The following is an 18,598-nucleotide window of genomic DNA, read 5'->3' on the forward strand; positions in this document are numbered from 1 at the left end:
TTTTTATCAGCTCTTCTAGCAAATTTCCGCTAGGCGGCGCTAATGTACATATGAATTCGCCTTTTTCAATTATGATGTTGACCATTACATTTTGTGTATTTGCGATGTTTTTGGTAGTTAACTTTGTTGCCAGCTCCGCTATTAGAAATAGTGAAACTAAAATGGATGAACTGGTTTTTAGTAAGCCTGTTAATCCTGTCCCTTATCAAACTGGGCGCTTTTTTGGTGCTTACTTAGTGGTGCTGGTTGTATTTTTAACCGTGCCGTTAGGAGTACTTTTAGGGTCGCAGTTTGGCTTATCTGTTGGATGGCTCGATAGTGAGCTAGTGGGTCCAAATAAGTTTGTGTATTACGCTGCACCTTATTTTTATATTGCAGTACCCAGTTTGCTGGTGCTTTCGGCTATTTTTAACAGTGTGGCTGTCTATTTTAAAACCATGATGTCGGTGTATGTCGCAGCCGTTGTTATTTTTATCGCCTATCAAATAGCCAGTGCTTATTTTGATGATTTAGCATTTAGAAATATAGTTGTTTACGCCGACCCATTTGGCTTGGGGTCTTTAATTGATTTGACGCGTTACTGGACTGTGAGTGATAAAAACACAGAAGTGCTAACCCTCACAGGTGACCTTTTAGTTAACCGTATATTGTGGGTTGTACTGGGCTTAGCTATGTTTTTTAGCCTTGGAAAATTAAGTAACCGCATAGTAGCTAAAAAACAGAAAAAGCAATTTAAAGTCTCTGTATTTGTGCAAAATAAACAAGCTGCACTGATTAATAATGCTAAAAATTACAAGTCTGCAGGAGCGAGTACGCAATCGCAGTTAATAATGCGCAGTATATTTGAACTTAAACAAGTAATATTTAGCGCGCCATTTATGATTTTAGCGGGTGTAAGTATTGTAACGCTTATGATCCCGCTGTTTGCTCCCATTGGCGCTTACGGTACAACTAACTGGCCAATTACCGCGAATATGGTCAATATTATTAGCGGTATTTCGGGTTTGTTTTTGTTTGTTATTATCGCTTTTTATAGCGCTGAGCTTGTTTGGCGAGAACGTCAAAGTGGTATGGGCGATATTGTTGACAGCTTTCCAGTACACAACAGTGTTTTTTGGGTATCAAAAATACTGGCGTTAATAACAGCTATTTCAGGCTTGTTTATTGTTGGAATGATACTAACAATCACAGTGCAGTTATTTAAAGGGCAATTTAATTTAGAGTTAGGGCAGTATTTATTCAGGATTGTTTATTTATCGCTTTTACCGTTAATTATGCTTACGGTGCTTGCCTTCTTTTTACAAATTATTAGCCCAAATAAATATGTAGGAATGGGGTTATTTATTTTGTACTACATAGTGCAAATGGTAATGGATTCGTATGGATTTGAACACCATATGTATCATTTTTCGAAAAGCAGTAGCGTACCGTACTCTGATATAAACGGCTATGGACACTTTTTGCAAGCAGCGCATTGGTACACATTGTATTGGGGCGCGTTAAGTCTTGTTTTGGCTATTGTAGGATTTGCGTTATGGCATAGAGGACCTTCACAAACGCTGCGTACACGCCTGTCTATGCTTCGTTATAATATGTCGTTAAAGGGGCAAGTAATTGTTTGTGTTAGTGCACTGGTGTTTGTTGGTGCAGGTTATAACATTTATCACAATACGCGTGTTTTAAACGAATTTATCACAAGCGATGCGTTTCAAGACAAGCAAGTAAGCTATGAAAAACAGTTTGCACAATATAAAGATTTAGCAGTGCCTATGGTGACCGATGTTGACTTAACTGTTGATATTTACCCTAAAAAGCGTGCTTTAAGTGCAGTTGCAAAAATTAAGTTTACTAATACATCTAATGAGCCAATTTCGCGAGTATTGATCACCTCACCGCAACACGCCAAAAGCTGGGATGTAACGATGGCTGGCGGTAAAATTGTTGAAAAATTACCAGCGCTTTATTCTGCATGGTTTGAATTTGATCAGCCCCTTATGCCAGACGAGGTAAGAGAAGGGCAGCTGTCTGTCACTCGCGAGCATACAGGCTTTACCGATAGTGGCTCCGATACACAGTTAGTGGCTAATGGTACGTTTATTAATAATTGGGAGCTTTTTCCTAACTTTGGGTACAACCGTGGTTTACAGGTGGCTGATAAATTTAAGCGCCGTAAACATGACTTACCAGAGCTAGAACGAGCAAATAAACTTGAAGATAGCCAGTACTATACACAAAGTGATTTTGGTCAAGCTACTGGGTTTATTAACTTTAGGGCCAGGGTAACGACCGATGAATCGCAATTTGCGATTACACCTGGTTATTTACAAAGTGAAAGCGTAAAAGATGGGCGCCGAACCTTTGTTTATGAAATGGATGCACCTATTATAAATTTTTATGCGGTGCAGTCGGCTGAATTGGAAAGTAAAAAGGTTGAGCATAATGGTGTAAATATTGAGGTTTATTTCCATAAAAGTCATGCGTGGAATGTTGACCGCATGATTGAATCGGTTCAAGACTCGATAGATTATTTTACACAAGCATTTGGCCCCTATCAGCATAAGCAATTACGTATTATTGAATTTCCTCGCTATCGCTCATTTGCGCAAAGTTTTGCTAATACTGTTCCTTATTCAGAAAGCATTGGTTTTGTTACAGACTCAAGGGATGAAAGTAAAATTGACCTGCCTTATTACGTAACTGCACACGAAGTAGCGCATCAATGGTGGGGTCATCAAGTATCAGGCGCCAATGTAGAGGGGAGTGAAGTTATGTCTGAAACGCTTTCACAATACAGTGCGCTTATGGTGCTTGAAAAACGCTTTGGCCCAGAAAAGCTACGTAAGTTTTTAAAATACGAGCTAGATAGGTACTTAATGGGCCGTACTGGAGAAGCGTTTGAAGAGATGCCACTATATAAAACCCAGGCTCAGCAATACCTTCATTACAATAAAGGATCTGTTGTTATGATGGCGATTTATGATCGCCTAGGTGAAAAACGCCTAAACGCTGCACTTAAGGCATTTTTAAATGAGTTTAGATATCAGTCAACGCCATACCCAACAACACTTGATTTACTAAGTTATTTAAAACAAGACGCAACCCAAGCTGAGCAAAACTTTATTGACGATCAGTTTAAATATATCACTTTGTATGAGCTGGAAATGAAAGAGGTTTCGATTTCAGACGAAGCCGACAGTGAGGGCTTTTACAGTGTTACGTTAAACGTTGAAGCTGTTAAGCAACGTGCTGATGGTCAAGGTGAAGAAACAGAGCAGCCACTCGATGAGTTAATTGATATTGTGTTGTTTAGTGACGATCCTGAAAATCTACTCGCTGAAGATTTTGTGATTTACTCACAAAAACATCAAATAGTAACGGGTACTAATATTATTGAGTTAAAGGTAAAAGAAAAACCTTTATTTGCAGGAGTCGATCCGTACGTAAAACTGGTTGATAAAGATAACGTAAATAACTTAGCTAAGTTTTAATAGCTGACAGCACATTTACTCAAAGGCCGCAATTTTGCGGCCTTTTTTTGTGTAAAAAACTGTTTGAAATCTGTAAGGCTGGCTACATTTTTCGCACAGCTTTTTACTCATTATTTTACTGGTTTACTGTAAGGTTTATTTACTGAAAGTGAGTACCAAGTAAGGACAAACATGAAATCATTAATAATGGGGTTTGTAGTATTAGGCTTAAGCGCCTGTTCTGCGGTTACCATACAGCCACACGCTATCGCAAAAATTACAAGTAAAGCGACCTACGAAGATAGCCGTCCATTTTATTTATGGGGATTAGTAGGAGAGGAACGTGTGGATGTAAAACAGATTTGTACAGATACACAAGCGGCTCAAATGCAGTCGCAACAAACATTTAGCGATGGTGCGTTGGGTTTAATTACGCTAGGCATTTATTCACCACATACCATAAAGGTATGGTGTGAAGAGCAAAATACGCAGGAGGCGTTATGAATCTTAAATTAATTTTAGGCAGTATTACTTTTGCTATGTTAACTGGTTGCACAAATATTTACTTTGATAATGGTGTACCTGAAAAAGTTAATAACCAGTCGCACAATAGTTCTCAGTGGCATCATAATTTTGCTTTAGCTTTGTATGAAGGATCTGATGCGGTTGACTTAAGTGAGCATTGCCCACAAGGGCAATGGCAAACGGTGCACACGTATAAGTCATTTAGTAATGGAGTAGCGGAGGTTGTAGTTAATCAGATAGGCCCGGCTTGGTACCCTAAAACAGTTGAAGTGAGCTGCACTAAGGTACCTTTTAAAGCTGAGTAATAATTTAAATATAACCCAATACAAAGAAAAGATGCTAGGTGCTAAAAAAGGGCCAAATGGCCCTTCAGTTGCAGCAAGTAACACATGTTTGTTTATAGGCTGAAGTCTACAGCGTAAGCAACGTAAACTTTTACATCTGACTCGTCCATATCAGTGTCTGATACGCCAAATGTGAATCCATCTTTTGATACAGACACACCGTAATCAATGATGTCTTCGTCACCAATAAAATCGCCAGAATAATGACCTATGTGTAAAGCCATTTCTGTACCATTGCTGCCTACGGCAAAGCCGTAATCAGCTGTCAAATAAAGTGAATCACCAAAGTCTGTACCGTCGCTACTTGCAGCAGATGTAGCAAGCACTGATGCACCAAAGGTAAAGCCTTCGACACTGATGCTACCGTAAATTTCTGAGAAATCAGCATCTGCACTTGATGCCGCGTCTGGGTAAGCATAATAAATGTAACCTACATCGTAGCTAACACCTTCGCTAATATCGCCACCAAAGCCTGCGTAAAAATCTAGCTCGTAGGTCATTTCGTCAGCCCAAGATGCATTAGATACCCATGTACCAGCATAAAATCCAGATTCGTCAGCGTAATCAATACCACCAGAAATAGCAGCGTCGCCGCCAGTTTGTTCTTGTCCACGCCATAAGTAATTTGAGGTAGCTGCTACATTCGCAGATACTTCAGCATTTACTGCTGTTGATGTAAGTGACGTTGCAGCCATTAATGCCACGGCGCTAAAAGCGATTGTTTTTTTTAGTTTTAACATGTTCCATTTCCCGTTATATGATTTTTTGCATAGGAAGGCTTTTTATTATGAAGTACCGTAGCCTTTTGATTTATGCGTTTTTATTGTTTAACTGAGAATAGAATTGCACTGTGTGTGCCAGCTTGGTTTATTTTGTTTTAAAATTAAATTTTATATTTTATTAACAATGACTTGCGTTTGGGGTGGGTGCTTTAGATTATGCGGAAAAAATATTTTATCGCACATCGCTGGTGCATAAAATAATCAAGCTGCACCATGAAAGTACAGCTTGTTTAGAATTATTTAGCCAAATATGGTGCGCATTAGACTAATTGTTTCGTTTACACTGCGGCCTTTTTGAACTTCGCTGATTATTGAGTCGCGTTTGCTACGAATATGCTCAGGAATATCATCGGCAGCCAAAGCGCGGTCAACTAAAATTTCAGCAGACTCTTTACCTCTGCGTTGTGTTTTACCCGTTTTAGTGGTGCTACGCTTTGGTTTATTAAGTAATTTAATATAGTTAGAGCTATCTGGTGTTTTGTTATCCGCGTAGTAAAAAAAGCACGGAATAAGCGCTTTAATTGACACTAGTTGCTCTTCTAGTTCATTTGAAGCATTTGCCATTTTGTACCATGACATAGCTTGAATGCCTTTTACAATATCTTGCCAGTAACGCTCAAAATCACTATTTTTGAGTTTAGTAACCGCAAGCGCTGAGCATAACGCGTCTAAACGGCTATTTGTAATTGGCGTAAAAATATCAGGGCGACGCATTGCAAGTAGTCTTGTTGCCGGAGCAAGTGTTGGCTTTTCACTGCTATCAGTAAATATTTTGCTATAAGCAGCTACAAACTGTTGGTACTCGTAATGGGTAATATCACCTTCAAGAGGAATATTAGCCAGTGCTTCATCAAACGCACCCGGTAAATCACCAATGAGTTGGTGGAAAACTTTAGCGCTCTTAGTTGATGCAAACCACTCAGCATCAAAATCGTAAGTGCTTGGATCTAGTGAAGCCATATGCTTGCCAGTAAAAGCAAGAAGGTCTTCAGGGATCATGTCTTTTAATGATTGCTCACGAATACTTTTTACGTAACTTGCTAAACGAAGTTGTTCATCAAGTGCAATAACGTCTTTATGTTGCTCTATAAATACACTTACCACAGGCCAAGGGGCTACACGAAGCGTTTTAACTTGTAAAAAGCTAATAGCTGAAATAAGTTGATCATGCAGCTTTTTCAGAACAGGTAGCTGTTGCGGCTCAAGTAAATCGTAGTTAATACGGTCTCTGCTTGCGTTTAATAGCTCGTAACACCAAGGTAAAAAATCATCAGGATGGTTTTCTACTTTCACGGCCATAAGGTTAAGGCTTAATTCTGAAGATTGTTTCAGAATGTTCTGATAGATTTGATTTTCTTGCTCGCCTAGTGTCATTTTTGACGGTGAAATTAGCAGTTTTTTCATGCCTTGTAGATACTCCGGATTTATATATATGTATTAGCATTGTTTATTTTAGCTCAAATACACTAATAACAACAGCGCTGTCCTGCGCGCTGCATTATTATGGTGTTTAAAATCGGGGTTAATCTAACCAGCTCGGTTATTAATCAGTCTCTTCTAATATGAAGAGGCTTTCAACTGATGCGTGAAAATGAGCTGCGATTTTAAGGGCTATAATGACCGATGGCGTAAATCGATTTGTTTCTACAGTGCTTATTGTTTTACGCGATACGCTTATAGCATCGGCAAGTTCTTGCTGCGAAAGCCCTGCCTCTTTACGAAATTTTGCTATGTTATTTTGCACTTTGACTCCTAATCACGGCTCTGCCAAAGAATTGATACGCCATATATTAAACACATTACAGCAAGATAAAACGAGGCCATCATGGTGTGAGACACTTCTAAAGCCAAATCATCTGAGAATAAGTAAACGCCACCCATGCTAAAAAGTAAGCCAAGGACTACATGTTTATAGGCAATGGTGTCGATGGTGTTTAAGTACTCATCTTTGTAGGTAAGGTGGTATTTCATTTTCCATGTAAACCCGCCTCTGATCACAAACATACAGAATGAACCTAAAAAAGCAGCAGTGCCAAAAAACAACAGTGGGGCTGATGTTTGAGTAAGCAGTGGGTAAACACTGATGATTAATAAAGTGACTCCCATGAATAATGAGAACCAAGCATTTTGGCCCATAAACTTTTCTTCATTTTTAATATCATGATTTGACATATATCATTTCCTTTTAAAATTTAACATTATGTGACCTCTGGGTGTCAATGTAACCTTGAGGTATCAATGAGTCAATTATTTTTTGTAACCTAAAGGTATCAAAATGTTTCAGGAACGATTCATATGAAATAAGTAAACTGCTTTTATGAGCTTTTTTTATCTACAGCAATGCTTTTAGGCTTAACACTCGCTATGATAAAAACATAATTTGACCGCTTAAAGGACGAACATGAAAACCTTACTCAAAATTTTTGGTGTAATACTCTTACTCTGTATTGCTTTAATTGTGGCAGCGCCTTTTTTAATTCCTACCGATACTATTTTTAATAAAGTATCAGAGGAAGTTCAAAAAACGACGGGAAGAACGCTAACAATTAATGGTGACAAAACGCTTAGTGTGTTTCCTGCACTAAAGTTAGAGTTGAATGATGTCCACTTTGCTAACATGCAAACAGGTTCGCGAGCTGATATGGCAAGTATGCAGCAGCTGGCAGTACATATACCTTGGTTCTCGTTATTTGGCGGTGAGTTTAAGCTTGATAAGTTTGTTATTAACGAACCAGATATTTTATTAGAGACAGATAAAAATGGTAAAGCTAACTGGCGGTTGTTTGATGCTGTAGCAGAGCAACCTACAGAGCAAACTGAGCCTGGTGAGGCAATTAAGCTGCCTGCTAGCTTTGATATTGAGCTGGGTGAGGTCGCTATTTATGGCGGTACATTTACATATCTAGATGGTCAAACGGGCGCCAAGCAGCAAATTAGCGATTTAGAGCTGGTTATTTTACTTCCTTCATTACGTAAAACCCTTGAAGTTAAAGGGGGGATTACCTATATGCAGGAGCGATTTGAACTAGATGTAAAACTCGATACTCCTGCCAAAGCGATTGAAGGTCAGGCTTTTAATGTATCGCAAAATTTAGATTCGCGCTTGGTTGAATTGACATTTAATGGCTCAATCGCAAAAAAAGGGCAAGACATAAAAGGTCAATTAGCACTCAATGGCGAGTCGGTAAAAAATATTGCTAAATGGCAGGGGGTTGCCCTAAATGCGAAAGATAATGCGTTTAATGCATTTAGTGTAAATGGTAAAATGCATTTACTGGGTGAAAAATTCAATCTTGAAGAGTTAACAGCAACGCTTGATGAACTTCAAATTAAAGGTAAAAGCGAAATTAGTTTAGGTAATCGTTTAGCCATTAATGCAAATGTAGATTTGGGGATGCTCGATCTTAATCCCTATTTGCCAGATGCCGTTGCTAAAAAAGAACAGCCGACTGAAGACGATAGCAAACCGGCAGAGCCAATTGTTTGGGATGACACTCAAATTGATTTAAGTGTCCTTAAAGCACAAGATGCTAATGTAGTAATTCGTTCTAGTGGATTAATAGCAAATGATATAAAACTGGGTGCGAACCAGTTTACAGTGGCGCTAAATAAAGGTGTAGCTAAATTAAGTTTAGATAGCTTTTCAGCCTATGAAGGCGCTGGTAAAGGTGTAATTACTATTGATGCTCAAAATGCGCCTTATAAAATAGCTACAAACTTTAATTTAACAGATATAAATGCCCAGCCGTTATTAACTGATGCAACCGGTTTTGACAAGGTACTCGGTAGAGGTTCTTTAAATTGGAATTTATCTACAGCTGGGCAAAGTCAAAAATCGTTTATCGATGCGCTAAATGGTAAGTTGGCATTTGAGTTTGCAGATGGTGCTGTAAAAGGGGCGAACATTGCTGAAATGGTTCGTAGAGGTAAAGAGATTATATCTGGTAATTTTGGCGCCGCTTCTGAAGGGTTAGATACTGGCTTTGAAGAGGCAGAACAAACAGATTTTTCTGCGCTTACAGGTAGCTTTGATTTTATTAAAGGTGTTGGACGCAATACTGACCTTTCACTAATTAGCCCTCTGATTCGTATTTCCGGTGAAGGAGATGTGGATTTACCCCTCACTAAAGTTGATTACCGTTTGGTAACAGGGATTGTAGATTCAATAGAAGGTCAAGGCACTACCGATGACAGTACAGGCTTTAAAATACCGTTACGCATAAAAGGACCATTTCACGATGTGGGAATTAAACTTGATGTAAGTAATGCCTTAAAAGATGAAGCAAAAAAGAAACTAGATGACGCAAAAGAAAAAGCGAAAGAGAAAGCCAAAGATAAAGTAAAAGACAAATTAAAGGGACTATTTGGCTAAATAACCACTAGTAAAATAAACAAGGCACTTTTTAAGTGTCTTGTTTATTTTATAACCATTGAAAAAATAGTCACATAGCTTTACCAACGTTAATAAAATCCCCTCAGTCCTTAAATTAATTAAAAAATAACCTATCGCTACATGCTCAATGCTGGTACAATTGCCCGCCCTTAAGAGACAACTCGTTTGTTTTTGAGTGGGATTTAATCGAAATGTCTTGATTTTAAACAATTTTAAGACACGTTGTAATTACTACACCGGAGGTCATTAACATGATCCAAATGCAAACTCAGCTGGAAGTTGCTGATAACAGCGGCGCTCGCAAAGTGCAGTGTATAAAAGTCCTTGGTGGTTCACACCGTCGCTACGCAGCGATTGGCGACATCATTAAAGTTTCTGTAAAAGAAGCTATTCCTCGCGGTAAAGTGAAGAAAGGTGATGTTAAAAACGCGGTAGTTGTGCGTACCAGAAAAGGTGTTCGCCGTCCAGATGGTTCTCTGATCCGTTTCGACAGCAACGCGGCTGTTATCTTAAATGATAACTTGCAGCCAATTGGTACACGTATTTTCGGCCCTGTGACTCGCGAACTTCGTAATGACAAGTTCATGAAAATCGTTTCACTAGCCCCAGAAGTACTGTAAGGAGCCAATCATGGCAGCAAAAATCCGTCGTGGTGACGAAGTAATCGTACTAGCAGGTAAAGACAAAGGTAAGCGCGGTAAAGTGCTTTCAGTTGTTACTGAATCTGGTCGAATCTTTGTCGAAGGCATAAACTTGATCAAGAAACACCAAAAGCCGGTTCCACAATTGAACCAAGCTGGCGGCATTGTTGAGAAAGAAGCGTCTATGGACGCATCAAACGTTGCGATCTTCAACTCGGAAACGAGTAAAGCAGATCGTGTAGGTTTCAAGATTGAAGATGGTAAGAAATTACGTATCTTTAAATCTACTGGTAAAACTATCTAATAGTTGGAGTAGAATGATGGCGAAACTGCATGAAGTATATAAAGACAAAGTAGTTGCTGAGCTTCAAGAGAAGTTTGGTTTCAGCTCTGTCATGCAAGTCCCTCAGATCGAAAAGATCACATTAAATATGGGCGTGGGCGAAGCCCTAGCTGACAAGAAAATTTTAGATCACGCTGTAGCTGATTTAACTGCAATCTCTGGTCAGAAACCTTTAATCACTAAAGCACGTAAATCTGTTGCTGGCTTTAAAGTGCGTGAAGGCTACCCAATTGGTTGTAAAGTAACCCTACGCGGCGAGCGTATGTGGGACTTTTTTGAGCGTTTGGTATCAATCGCTATCCCACGTATTCGTGACTTCCGTGGCGTAAGTGCTAAGTCTTTTGATGGACGTGGTAACTACAGCATGGGCGTACGTGAACAAATCATCTTCCCAGAAATCGATTACGATAAAGTAGACCGTGTACGCGGTATGGATATCACTATCACTACTTCTGCGAAATCTGATGAGGAAGGCCGTGCGTTGTTAGAAGCGTTTAACTTCCCATTTAAGAAATAAGGGTAGGGTTATGGCAAAGAATTCTATGAAAGCGCGCGAAGCAAAGCGCACAAAACTAGTTGCTCAGTATGCTGAAAAGCGTGCTGCACTAAAAGCTATCATCAGTGATGTTAATACATCTGAAGATGATCGTTGGGACGCGGTACTTAAGCTACAAGCTTTACCTCGTGATTCTAGCCCTGCACGTCAACGTAATCGTTGTAACATTACGGGCCGCCCACATGGTTTCCTTCGCAAATTCGGCATGAGCCGTATTAAAGTTCGCGAAGCAGCTATGCGCGGTGAAATTCCTGGCCTTAAAAAGGCTAGCTGGTAATAGAATCATGGGAGTAAGACTATGAGCTTGCAAGATCCTATCGCGGATTTGTTCACACGTATCCGTAACGGTCAATCAGCGAAGAAAGTATCTGTAACGATGCCAACTTCAAAGCTGAAAGTAGCATTAGCTAAAGTACTAAAAGACGAAGGTTACATCGTAGACTACGCAGTTAACGGTGAAGTTAAACCTGAGCTTTCTATCGAGTTGAAGTACTTCGAAGGCAAAGCTGTAATTGAAAATATCCAGCGTGTAAGTCGCCCTGGTTTACGTATCTACAAGAAACGTGACGAATTACCGAAGGTAATGGGTGGTCTTGGTATCGCTATCGTATCAACTTCTAAAGGCCTAATGACAGACCGCGCAGCACGTAGTGCTGGTGTTGGTGGTGAAATCATTGGCTTTGTAGCTTAATCGGAGGGGAACTATGTCTCGCATAGCAAAGGCACCAATTAATGTTCCTGCCGGTGTAGAAGTTACATTGAAAGGCCAGGAAATCACAGTTAAAGGCAAAAACGGTGAACTTACTCGTACTATCAACGACGCAGTTGAAGTACAAGTTAACGACAACGTTATTACAACTTTACCTCGTGAAGGCGTAGCAAATGCATGGGCACAAGCAGGTACTGCTCGCGCTCTAATCAACAACATGGTTGTTGGTACGCATGAAGGTTACGAGAAGAAACTTCAGTTAGTAGGCGTTGGTTACCGTGCTGCAGCTAAGGGTAAAGTTTTAGACTTAACACTTGGTTTCTCACACCCAGTTAATTTCGCAGTTCCTGAAGGAATTACGATTGAAACTCCAAGCCAAACAGAAGTTCTAGTTAAGGGCGTAGATAAGCAGTTAGTTGGTCAAACAGCTGCTAACATTCGTGCATACCGTAAACCTGAGCCTTATAAAGGTAAAGGTGTTCGCTATTCAGATGAGAATGTACGCCGTAAAGAGGCTAAGAAGAAGTAAGGTAAGACGATGGATAAAAAAACAGCTCGTCTACGTCGTGCTAAACGCACTCGTAGAAATTATATTGAACAAGGCACAACGCGTCTTGTTATCCACCGCACGCCACGTCACATTTACGCTCAAGTAATTAATGCTGAGGGTAATGTACTGGCTGCTGCTTCTACTGTTGAGAAGGCTATTAGCGAAACAGTTAAAGGCACCGGTAACGTTGAAGCTGCGCAAGCAGTTGGCAAAGCGGTTGCTGAACGTGCGGCTGACAAAGGCATCGAAAAGATTGCTTTTGATCGCAGTGGCTTTAAATATCACGGCCGTGTGAAGGCGCTAGCTGATGCTGCGCGTGAAGCCGGTTTGCAATTCTAGGAGTAGACAATGGCTAACGTAGAAGCAAAGCAACAACAGCCTGATCTAGCTGAAAAGCTAATCGCGGTAAACCGTGTGTCTAAAGTAGTTAAAGGTGGTCGTATCTTTAGCTTTACTGCACTAACTGTAGTTGGTGACGGCGCAGGTAAAGTAGGTTTTGGTTATGGTAAAGCACGTGAAGTTCCAGCTGCTATTCAAAAAGCAATGGAAAAAGCACGTCGCAACATGATCAATGTAGACCTAAATGGCAATACATTACAGCATCCTGTTAAGGGACGTCATGCTGGCTCACTAGTGTTCATGAAACCAGCCTCTGAAGGTACTGGTATCATCGCAGGTGGTGCTATGCGTGCAGTACTAGAAGTGACTGGTGTTCAGAACGTACTATCTAAATGTTACGGTTCTACTAACCCAATCAACGTAGTACGTGCAACGATTTCGGCTCTTGAGAATATGAATTCTCCACAGTCTATCGCTGCAAAACGTGGCCTTCGCGTAGAAGAAATACTGGGGTAACCATGGCTAATCAAACTGTAAAAGTAACACAAGTAAAAAGCTCTATCGGTCGTTTACCGAAGCATAAAGCTACATTACGCGGTCTTGGTTTACGTCGTATCAATCACACTGTTGAGTTAGAAGACACAGCATGTGTACGTGGTATGATAAACAAGGTTTCTTACATGGTTAAGGTAGAGGGTTAATTTCATGCATTTGAATACACTTTCACCTGCTGCAGGTTCAAAAACTGCCCCTAAACGTGTTGGTCGTGGTATCGGTTCTGGTCTTGGTAAGACTGGTGGCCGTGGTCACAAAGGTCAAAAGTCACGTTCTGGCGGTAAAGTACGCGTTGGTTTTGAAGGCGGTCAAATGCCTATGCAACGTCGTCTACCTAAATTTGGTTTCACTTCACGCAAATCGTTAGTATCTGCAGAAGTTAACCTTTTTGAAATCGCTAAAGTTGAAGGCGATGTGGTAGACCTAAGCGCGTTACAAGCAGCTGGTCTAGTTAAAAAGAACGTTCTTTTCGTTAAAGTTGTTAAATCTGGTGAAGTTTCACGCGCTGTTACACTTAAAGGTCTTAAAGCCTCTAAGGGTGCACGCGAAGCTATTGAAGCTGCCGGAGGCAAGGTAGAAGACTAAGGAAGTACAAATGGCTAAACCAGGTCAAGATACACAAAGTGCACAAGGTGGGCTTTCGGAATTGAAGCGTCGATTACTCTTCGTATTGGGCGCTATCATAATTTACCGTCTAGGTTCATTTGTGCCGATCCCTGGGATTGACGCCGCTGTACTTGCCGATTTCTTCGAGCAACAAAAGGGCACCATTGTTGAAATGTTCAACATGTTCAGTGGTGGTGCACTTGAGCGAGCTTCAGTGTTAGCGCTGGGTATTATGCCGTATATCTCGGCTTCGATTATTACGCAACTATTAACGCATATGTATCCTCCGTTTATAGAGCTTAAGAAAGAAGGTGAGCAAGGGCGTAAAAAAATTAGCCAGTACACACGCTACGGCACGCTTGTGCTAGCTACTATTCAATCTATCGGTATTGCTACTAGCTTACCGGGCATGATGAACGGGTTAGTTGTTAATCCGGGTATGGGTTTCTATTTCACCGCTGTGGTGAGCTTAGTAACTGGTACTATGTTCCTTATGTGGTTGGGTGAACAAATAACAGAACGTGGTATCGGTAACGGTATTTCAGTTCTAATATTTGTTGGTATTGTAGCTAACTTGCCGTCTGCTATTGGTTCGACAGTCGAAATGGCGCGCCAAGGTGATTTGAATGTTTTTGTACTACTTATGGTTGCGGTTATAGTATTCGCTGTTACTTATCTTGTAGTGTTTTTCGAACGTGGACAACGTCGTATTGTTGTTAACTACGCTAAACGCCAACAAGGTCGTCAAGTATTTGCTGCTCAAAGCACGCATTTACCACTAAAAGTAAACATGGCGGGTGTTATTCCACCAATCTTTGCTAGTAGTATAATTCTGTTCCCTGGTACAATTGCTAGCTGGTTCGGCCAAGGTGAAGGTCCTGTCGCTGATGCATTACAAGCTGTTGCTACAACGTTGACTCCAGGTCAACCTTTGTACTCACTTGTATTAGCTGCGGCAATTATCTTCTTCTGCTTTTTCTATACAGCGTTGGTGTTTAACCCTCGTGAAACTGCAGATAACCTTAAGAAATCTGGCGCATTTATCCCAGGTATTCGTCCAGGTGAGCAGACATCTAAATACATTGATAAAGTGATGACACGCCTGACATTGGCAGGTGCTTTGTATATAACCTTTATCTGTCTGGTGCCCGAATTCATGACTATGGCATGGCAAACGCCATTCTATTTCGGCGGTACATCAATTTTGATTATCGTTGTTGTAATCATGGACTTTATGGCACAAGTACAGACTCACCTGATGTCTCATCAGTATGATTCTGTGCTGAAAAAAGCGAACCTTAAAGGCTACGGTCGATAAGGTCAGTTTACGGAGTTGAGCAATGAAAGTACGTGCTTCCGTTAAGAAAATATGCCGTAACTGTAAAGTTATTAAACGTGCTGGTGTAGTACGCGTAATTTGCAGTGAGCCTAAGCATAAGCAAAGGCAAGGCTAAGTAAACAGTCGTGCAGGCTGAGATTTCTCGGCCTGTGTTTTTAGTAGTGATTTGGTCTTCGTTTGAGTATCCTTACGGGCTTTTCAAACTTTTGATTACCAAATTCGAATATAGGAGATGTGTTAGTGGCCCGTATTGCTGGCATTAACGTCCCTGATCATAAACATGCAGTTATTGGTTTAACAGCTATTTATGGCATAGGTAAGACTCGCTCTAAGGCTATCTTAGCAGCGACTGGTATCGCCGAGACCACAAAAATCGGTGAACTTTCTGACGAAACACTTGACGTACTGCGTGATGCAGTTGGCAAGTACACTGTTGAAGGTGACCTTCGTCGTGAAGTTACATTAAATATCAAGCGCCTTATGGACCTTGGTTGTTACCGTGGCCTACGTCACCGTCGCTCTTTACCACTACGTGGTCAAAGAACTAAGACTAACGCGCGTACCCGTAAGGGTCCTCGTAAGCCTATTAAGCGATAAGGGGATAGTATTATGGCTAAGACACCAATTCGTCGTAAAAAGGTTAAAAAACAAGTTGCTGATGGTATGGCTCATGTTCATGCTTCTTTCAACAACACTATTGTAACGATTACCGACCGTCAAGGTAATGCACTATCATGGGCTACTGCCGGTGGTTCAGGTTTCCGTGGTTCACGTAAATCTACACCATTTGCTGCTCAGGTTGCTGCAGAGCGTGCAGGTACTGCTGCTCAAGAATACGGTTTAAAAAATCTAGAAGTTTTCATCAAAGGTCCAGGTCCAGGTCGTGAATCTGCTGTACGTGCTTTGAATGCTGCTGGTTACCGTATTACAAACATTACTGACGTGACGCCAATACCACATAATGGTTGTCGTCCACCGAAGAAACGTCGCGTTTAACAATAGGTTAGGAGAAATAACATGGCAAGATATTTGGGCCCTAAGCTCAAGCTGAGTCGTCGTGAAGGTACTGACCTGTTCCTTAAGAGCGGCGTAAGAGCTATCGACTCTAAGTGTAAACTTGAGACTGCACCTGGTCAGCACGGCGCTCGTAAAGGTCGTCTATCTGATTACGGTTTACAATTACGTGAAAAGCAAAAAGTACGTCGTATCTACGGTGTATTAGAAAAGCAATTCCGTAACTACTATAAAGAAGCTGCTCGCCTTAAAGGTAATACAGGTGAAAACTTGTTACAGCTTTTAGAGCAACGTTTAGACAATGTTGTATATCGCATGGGTTTTGCTAGCACACGCGCTGAAGCACGTCAGTTAGTAAGCCATAAAGCGATTCTAGTTAATGGTCGTGTTGTGAACATTCCTTCATACGTAATTACTCCAGAAGATACTGTAGTAATCCGTGAGAAGTCTAAGACACAAGCACGTATCATCGCTGCTCTAGAGTTGGCTGAGCAACGTGAAAAGCCGACTTGGGTTGAAGTTGACGGTAAGAAATTGGAAGGCAGCTTTAAGCGTCTACCTGAGCGTTCAGACCTGTCTGCGGACATTAATGAACAACTAATCGTCGAACTTTACTCTAAGTAAAGTTAAGAGTTAAGAGAGGATAAAATGCAGGGTTCTGTTACAGAATTTCTAAAACCAAGGTTAGTCGACATCGACGCTATAAACCCAACGCGTTCTAAAATAGTTTTAGAACCATTAGAGCGTGGCTTTGGTCACACTCTGGGTAATGCTTTACGCCGTATATTACTTTCATCTATGCCTGGATGTGCAGTAACTGAAGTAGAAATCGACGGTGTATTACATGAGTACAGCGCGAAAGAAGGCGTTCAAGAAGACATCATTGAAATACTATTAAACCTTAAAGGTTTAGCAGTAACGTTAGAAGGCAAAGATGAAGTTTTTCTGACCCTGACTAAATCTGGTGTAGGCCCTGTTACTGCGGCTGATATTCAGCACGATGGCGATGTAACAATTGCTAATCCAGATCACGTTATCTGTAATTTAACTACAGGTAACAGCGAGATCAGCATGCGTATTCGTGTTGAGCGCGGTCGTGGTTATGTGCCGGCATCTAGTCGTTTATCCTCTGATGACGATGAGCGTCCAATTGGTAGATTGTTGCTTGATGCATCATTCAGCCCAGTTGAACGTATTGCGTACTCGGTTGAATCAGCTCGAGTTGAGCAACGTACAGATTTAGACAAATTAATCATTGATATGGAAACAAACGGTACATTAGATCCTGAAGAAGCGATCCGCCGTGCGTCTACTATCTTAGCTGAGCAATTAGATGCATTCGTAGATTTACGCGATGTAACTGAGCCAGAAGAGAAAGAAGAGAAACCAGAATTCGATCCTATTCTGCTTCGTCCAGTCGATGATCTTGAACTAACAGTACGCTCAGCAAATTGTTTGAAAGCCGAGCAAATTCAATATATCGGTGATTTAGTTCAGCGCACTGAGGTTGAGCTTCTTAAAACGCCTAATCTAGGTAAGAAGTCTCTAACTGAAATTAAAGACGTGCTAGCTTCACGTGGTCTTTCTCTAGGTATGCGCCTAGAAAACTGGCCACCTGCAAGTTTAGCTGAATAATCTAAATCACTATATTAGTTTAGTTAGAAGGATAGGGTCATGCGCCATCGTAAGAGTGGTCGTCAATTAAACCGTAACAGTAGCCATCGTAAAGCGATGTTCAGCAATATGGCAGGTTCTTTGGTGAAACATGAAATCATCAAAACTACTTTGCCAAAAGCGAAAGAGTTACGTCGTGTAATTGAACCTTTAATCACACTGGCTAAGACTGACAGTGTAGCAAACCGCCGTTTAGCGTTTGCTCGCACACGCGACAATGAAGTTGTTGGTAAATTATTCAGTGAAATCGGTCCACGTAACGCGGATCGTCCAGGTGGTTACACTCGTATTCTTAAGTGTGGCTTCCGTACTGGTGATAATGCACCAATGGCTTATATTGAACTAGTTGGTCGCCCAGCGACTAGCGAAGAAGTTCAAGAAGACGCACAGTCTGCAGAGTAAGTCTTAAAGAAACCTAAAAGCCGAGCTTATGCTCGGCTTTTTAATGCCTGGAAATTATAAATAAAATTTTTGCATTACTATATTTACCTATTACCTATTTACCACTAATCTCTAGTCATCTACAACACGGCTCTATTTCATTAATGATTTAGCTAAGTGAGTAGCATTACTATAAAAACGGTAACGTTACACCTAAGAAAAATCATAAGCTAATATGGTTGTTACCATAATTACCTTTCAAATAAGCACTAGAAAGATATTTATCATCATACACTTAGTCAAATGGCGCTATTACATAAATAAAACTTACTATTAGTTGTGTTTTTGAGCGTTTAGCTCAAATACTCATCGAGCAGCAT

The 18,598-nt window shown here is 40.7% G+C and carries 25 protein-coding genes; 21 read left to right on the forward strand and 4 right to left on the reverse strand.

The genetic code is table 11. From position 1 onward, the window contains the following. From P20480_RS13645 to P20480_RS13640, 3 genes are all read left to right on the forward strand, one after another. Positions 1–3,488: ABC transporter permease/M1 family aminopeptidase (locus tag P20480_RS13645; RefSeq protein WP_033025138.1), on the forward strand; the 3,488-nt coding region annotated here is incomplete at its 5' end. A 171-nt stretch (positions 3,489–3,659) separates the two neighbouring features. Beyond that, a complete protein-coding gene (locus tag P20480_RS17765) occupies positions 3,660–3,971 on the forward strand; it encodes a Bor family protein (RefSeq protein WP_010557717.1) in 312 nt (103 codons plus the stop codon). Beyond that, on the forward strand, positions 3,968–4,297 hold the full coding sequence (locus P20480_RS13640; RefSeq protein ID WP_008127820.1) for a Bor/Iss family lipoprotein: 330 nt from the start codon (positions 3,968–3,970) through the stop codon (positions 4,295–4,297). Before P20480_RS17765 ends, P20480_RS13640 begins: the two co-directional genes overlap by 4 nt. 92 nt (positions 4,298–4,389) lie before the next feature. On the opposite strand, the gene P20480_RS13635 is transcribed toward P20480_RS13640, so the two are convergent. The 4 genes from P20480_RS13635 to P20480_RS13620 all read right to left on the reverse strand — a co-directional run bounded on the left by P20480_RS13635 (position 4,390) and on the right by P20480_RS13620 (position 7,290). Then, complete coding sequence (locus P20480_RS13635; RefSeq protein WP_008127821.1) at positions 4,390–5,076, reverse strand: TorF family putative porin; 687 nt, start codon at positions 5,074–5,076, stop codon at positions 4,390–4,392. A gap of 282 nt (positions 5,077–5,358) precedes the next feature. Further along, the gene (locus P20480_RS13630; protein WP_033025140.1) at positions 5,359–6,522 is read right to left on the reverse strand and encodes a hypothetical protein; all 1,164 of its coding nucleotides are present in this window, start codon (positions 6,520–6,522) and stop codon (positions 5,359–5,361) included. Positions 6,523–6,661: 139 nt separating this feature from the next. Continuing rightward, on the reverse strand, positions 6,662–6,862 hold the full coding sequence (locus P20480_RS13625) for a helix-turn-helix transcriptional regulator (RefSeq protein ID WP_008127823.1): 201 nt from the start codon (positions 6,860–6,862) through the stop codon (positions 6,662–6,664). An 8-nt stretch (positions 6,863–6,870) separates the two neighbouring features. Next, entirely contained in the window at positions 6,871–7,290 is a 420-nt protein-coding gene (locus P20480_RS13620; RefSeq protein WP_008127824.1) for a hypothetical protein, read from the reverse strand. 229 nt (positions 7,291–7,519) lie between these two features. Between P20480_RS13620 and P20480_RS13615 the strand changes: the two genes are divergently transcribed. The 18 genes from P20480_RS13615 (at position 7,520) to rplQ (ending at position 18,239) form a co-directional block, all read left to right on the forward strand. Further along, positions 7,520–9,490 carry an AsmA family protein gene (locus tag P20480_RS13615; RefSeq protein ID WP_008127825.1) on the forward strand — a complete coding sequence of 657 codons (1,971 nt, stop codon included), beginning with the start codon at positions 7,520–7,522 and terminating at the stop codon, positions 9,488–9,490. A 272-nt stretch (positions 9,491–9,762) separates the two neighbouring features. Then, positions 9,763–10,131 (forward strand): 50S ribosomal protein L14, encoded by a 369-nt coding sequence (rplN, locus tag P20480_RS13610; protein ID WP_002959498.1) that lies wholly within the window; start codon positions 9,763–9,765, stop codon positions 10,129–10,131. A 10-nt stretch (positions 10,132–10,141) separates the two neighbouring features. After that, on the forward strand, positions 10,142–10,456 hold the full coding sequence (gene rplX, locus P20480_RS13605; RefSeq protein WP_006794243.1) for a 50S ribosomal protein L24: 315 nt from the start codon (positions 10,142–10,144) through the stop codon (positions 10,454–10,456). Between the two features lie 16 nt (positions 10,457–10,472). Next, positions 10,473–11,012: a 50S ribosomal protein L5 gene (gene rplE / locus P20480_RS13600; protein WP_006794244.1), complete on the forward strand. Its 540-nt coding sequence runs from the start codon at positions 10,473–10,475 to the stop codon at positions 11,010–11,012. 10 nt (positions 11,013–11,022) lie between these two features. Beyond that, on the forward strand, positions 11,023–11,328 hold the full coding sequence (gene rpsN / locus P20480_RS13595; protein ID WP_006794245.1) for a 30S ribosomal protein S14: 306 nt from the start codon (positions 11,023–11,025) through the stop codon (positions 11,326–11,328). A 21-nt stretch (positions 11,329–11,349) separates the two neighbouring features. Further along, the gene (gene rpsH / locus P20480_RS13590; protein WP_006794246.1) at positions 11,350–11,742 is read left to right on the forward strand and encodes a 30S ribosomal protein S8; all 393 of its coding nucleotides are present in this window, start codon (positions 11,350–11,352) and stop codon (positions 11,740–11,742) included. A gap of 13 nt (positions 11,743–11,755) precedes the next feature. Continuing rightward, positions 11,756–12,289 (forward strand): 50S ribosomal protein L6, encoded by a 534-nt coding sequence (gene rplF / locus P20480_RS13585; RefSeq protein WP_006794247.1) that lies wholly within the window; start codon positions 11,756–11,758, stop codon positions 12,287–12,289. 9 nt (positions 12,290–12,298) lie between these two features. After that, on the forward strand, positions 12,299–12,649 hold the full coding sequence (gene rplR / locus P20480_RS13580; protein WP_006794248.1) for a 50S ribosomal protein L18: 351 nt from the start codon (positions 12,299–12,301) through the stop codon (positions 12,647–12,649). Positions 12,650–12,658: 9 nt separating this feature from the next. Next, positions 12,659–13,165: a 30S ribosomal protein S5 gene (rpsE, locus tag P20480_RS13575; RefSeq protein WP_006794249.1), complete on the forward strand. Its 507-nt coding sequence runs from the start codon at positions 12,659–12,661 to the stop codon at positions 13,163–13,165. 2 nt (positions 13,166–13,167) lie between these two features. Beyond that, positions 13,168–13,350: a 50S ribosomal protein L30 gene (gene rpmD, locus P20480_RS13570; protein ID WP_002959482.1), complete on the forward strand. Its 183-nt coding sequence runs from the start codon at positions 13,168–13,170 to the stop codon at positions 13,348–13,350. Positions 13,351–13,354: 4 nt separating this feature from the next. Continuing rightward, positions 13,355–13,789, forward strand: a complete 435-nt coding sequence (gene rplO, locus P20480_RS13565; RefSeq protein ID WP_006794250.1) for a 50S ribosomal protein L15 — start codon at positions 13,355–13,357, stop codon at positions 13,787–13,789. Between the two features lie 10 nt (positions 13,790–13,799). After that, on the forward strand, positions 13,800–15,128 hold the full coding sequence (secY, locus tag P20480_RS13560) for a preprotein translocase subunit SecY (protein ID WP_006794251.1): 1,329 nt from the start codon (positions 13,800–13,802) through the stop codon (positions 15,126–15,128). Between the two features lie 22 nt (positions 15,129–15,150). Beyond that, the gene (gene rpmJ, locus P20480_RS19135; protein WP_002959476.1) at positions 15,151–15,264 is read left to right on the forward strand and encodes a 50S ribosomal protein L36; all 114 of its coding nucleotides are present in this window, start codon (positions 15,151–15,153) and stop codon (positions 15,262–15,264) included. Between the two features lie 125 nt (positions 15,265–15,389). Beyond that, complete coding sequence (rpsM, locus tag P20480_RS13555) at positions 15,390–15,746, forward strand: 30S ribosomal protein S13 (protein ID WP_006794252.1); 357 nt, start codon at positions 15,390–15,392, stop codon at positions 15,744–15,746. Between the two features lie 12 nt (positions 15,747–15,758). Next, on the forward strand, positions 15,759–16,145 hold the full coding sequence (rpsK, locus tag P20480_RS13550; protein ID WP_002959471.1) for a 30S ribosomal protein S11: 387 nt from the start codon (positions 15,759–15,761) through the stop codon (positions 16,143–16,145). 21 nt (positions 16,146–16,166) lie between these two features. Continuing rightward, positions 16,167–16,787 carry a 30S ribosomal protein S4 gene (rpsD, locus tag P20480_RS13545; RefSeq protein ID WP_002959461.1) on the forward strand — a complete coding sequence of 207 codons (621 nt, stop codon included), beginning with the start codon at positions 16,167–16,169 and terminating at the stop codon, positions 16,785–16,787. Between the two features lie 24 nt (positions 16,788–16,811). After that, positions 16,812–17,798: a DNA-directed RNA polymerase subunit alpha gene (locus tag P20480_RS13540; protein ID WP_008127834.1), complete on the forward strand. Its 987-nt coding sequence runs from the start codon at positions 16,812–16,814 to the stop codon at positions 17,796–17,798. Positions 17,799–17,837: 39 nt separating this feature from the next. Next, positions 17,838–18,239 (forward strand): 50S ribosomal protein L17, encoded by a 402-nt coding sequence (rplQ, locus tag P20480_RS13535; RefSeq protein ID WP_006794892.1) that lies wholly within the window; start codon positions 17,838–17,840, stop codon positions 18,237–18,239. Positions 18,240–18,598: the final 359 nt, after the last annotated feature.

The sequence above is a fragment of the Pseudoalteromonas sp. BSi20480 genome (genome assembly GCF_000241365.1).
Lineage (GTDB): Bacteria > Pseudomonadota > Gammaproteobacteria > Enterobacterales > Alteromonadaceae > Pseudoalteromonas > Pseudoalteromonas marina.

Excerpts from the sequence above, each read along its gene's own strand:
- P20480_RS17765 (WP_010557717.1), top strand. The coding sequence starts at position 3,660 with ATGAAATCATTAATAATGGGGTTTGTAGTATTAGGCTTAAGCGCCTGT.
- P20480_RS13640 (WP_008127820.1), top strand. The coding sequence starts at position 3,968 with ATGAATCTTAAATTAATTTTAGGCAGTATTACTTTTGCTATGTTAACT.
- P20480_RS13635 (WP_008127821.1), bottom strand. The coding sequence starts at position 5,076 with ATGTTAAAACTAAAAAAAACAATCGCTTTTAGCGCCGTGGCATTAATG.
- P20480_RS13630 (WP_033025140.1), bottom strand. The coding sequence starts at position 6,522 with ATGAAAAAACTGCTAATTTCACCGTCAAAAATGACACTAGGCGAGCAA.
- P20480_RS13620 (WP_008127824.1), bottom strand. The coding sequence starts at position 7,290 with ATGTCAAATCATGATATTAAAAATGAAGAAAAGTTTATGGGCCAAAAT.
- P20480_RS13615 (WP_008127825.1), top strand. The coding sequence starts at position 7,520 with ATGAAAACCTTACTCAAAATTTTTGGTGTAATACTCTTACTCTGTATT.
- rplN (WP_002959498.1), top strand. The coding sequence starts at position 9,763 with ATGATCCAAATGCAAACTCAGCTGGAAGTTGCTGATAACAGCGGCGCT.
- rplX (WP_006794243.1), top strand. The coding sequence starts at position 10,142 with ATGGCAGCAAAAATCCGTCGTGGTGACGAAGTAATCGTACTAGCAGGT.
- rplE (WP_006794244.1), top strand. The coding sequence starts at position 10,473 with ATGGCGAAACTGCATGAAGTATATAAAGACAAAGTAGTTGCTGAGCTT.
- rpsN (WP_006794245.1), top strand. The coding sequence starts at position 11,023 with ATGGCAAAGAATTCTATGAAAGCGCGCGAAGCAAAGCGCACAAAACTA.
- rpsH (WP_006794246.1), top strand. The coding sequence starts at position 11,350 with ATGAGCTTGCAAGATCCTATCGCGGATTTGTTCACACGTATCCGTAAC.
- rplF (WP_006794247.1), top strand. The coding sequence starts at position 11,756 with ATGTCTCGCATAGCAAAGGCACCAATTAATGTTCCTGCCGGTGTAGAA.
- rplR (WP_006794248.1), top strand. The coding sequence starts at position 12,299 with ATGGATAAAAAAACAGCTCGTCTACGTCGTGCTAAACGCACTCGTAGA.
- rpsE (WP_006794249.1), top strand. The coding sequence starts at position 12,659 with ATGGCTAACGTAGAAGCAAAGCAACAACAGCCTGATCTAGCTGAAAAG.
- rpmD (WP_002959482.1), top strand. The coding sequence starts at position 13,168 with ATGGCTAATCAAACTGTAAAAGTAACACAAGTAAAAAGCTCTATCGGT.
- rplO (WP_006794250.1), top strand. The coding sequence starts at position 13,355 with ATGCATTTGAATACACTTTCACCTGCTGCAGGTTCAAAAACTGCCCCT.
- secY (WP_006794251.1), top strand. The coding sequence starts at position 13,800 with ATGGCTAAACCAGGTCAAGATACACAAAGTGCACAAGGTGGGCTTTCG.
- rpmJ (WP_002959476.1), top strand. The coding sequence starts at position 15,151 with ATGAAAGTACGTGCTTCCGTTAAGAAAATATGCCGTAACTGTAAAGTT.
- rpsK (WP_002959471.1), top strand. The coding sequence starts at position 15,759 with ATGGCTAAGACACCAATTCGTCGTAAAAAGGTTAAAAAACAAGTTGCT.
- rpsD (WP_002959461.1), top strand. The coding sequence starts at position 16,167 with ATGGCAAGATATTTGGGCCCTAAGCTCAAGCTGAGTCGTCGTGAAGGT.
- P20480_RS13540 (WP_008127834.1), top strand. The coding sequence starts at position 16,812 with ATGCAGGGTTCTGTTACAGAATTTCTAAAACCAAGGTTAGTCGACATC.
- rplQ (WP_006794892.1), top strand. The coding sequence starts at position 17,838 with ATGCGCCATCGTAAGAGTGGTCGTCAATTAAACCGTAACAGTAGCCAT.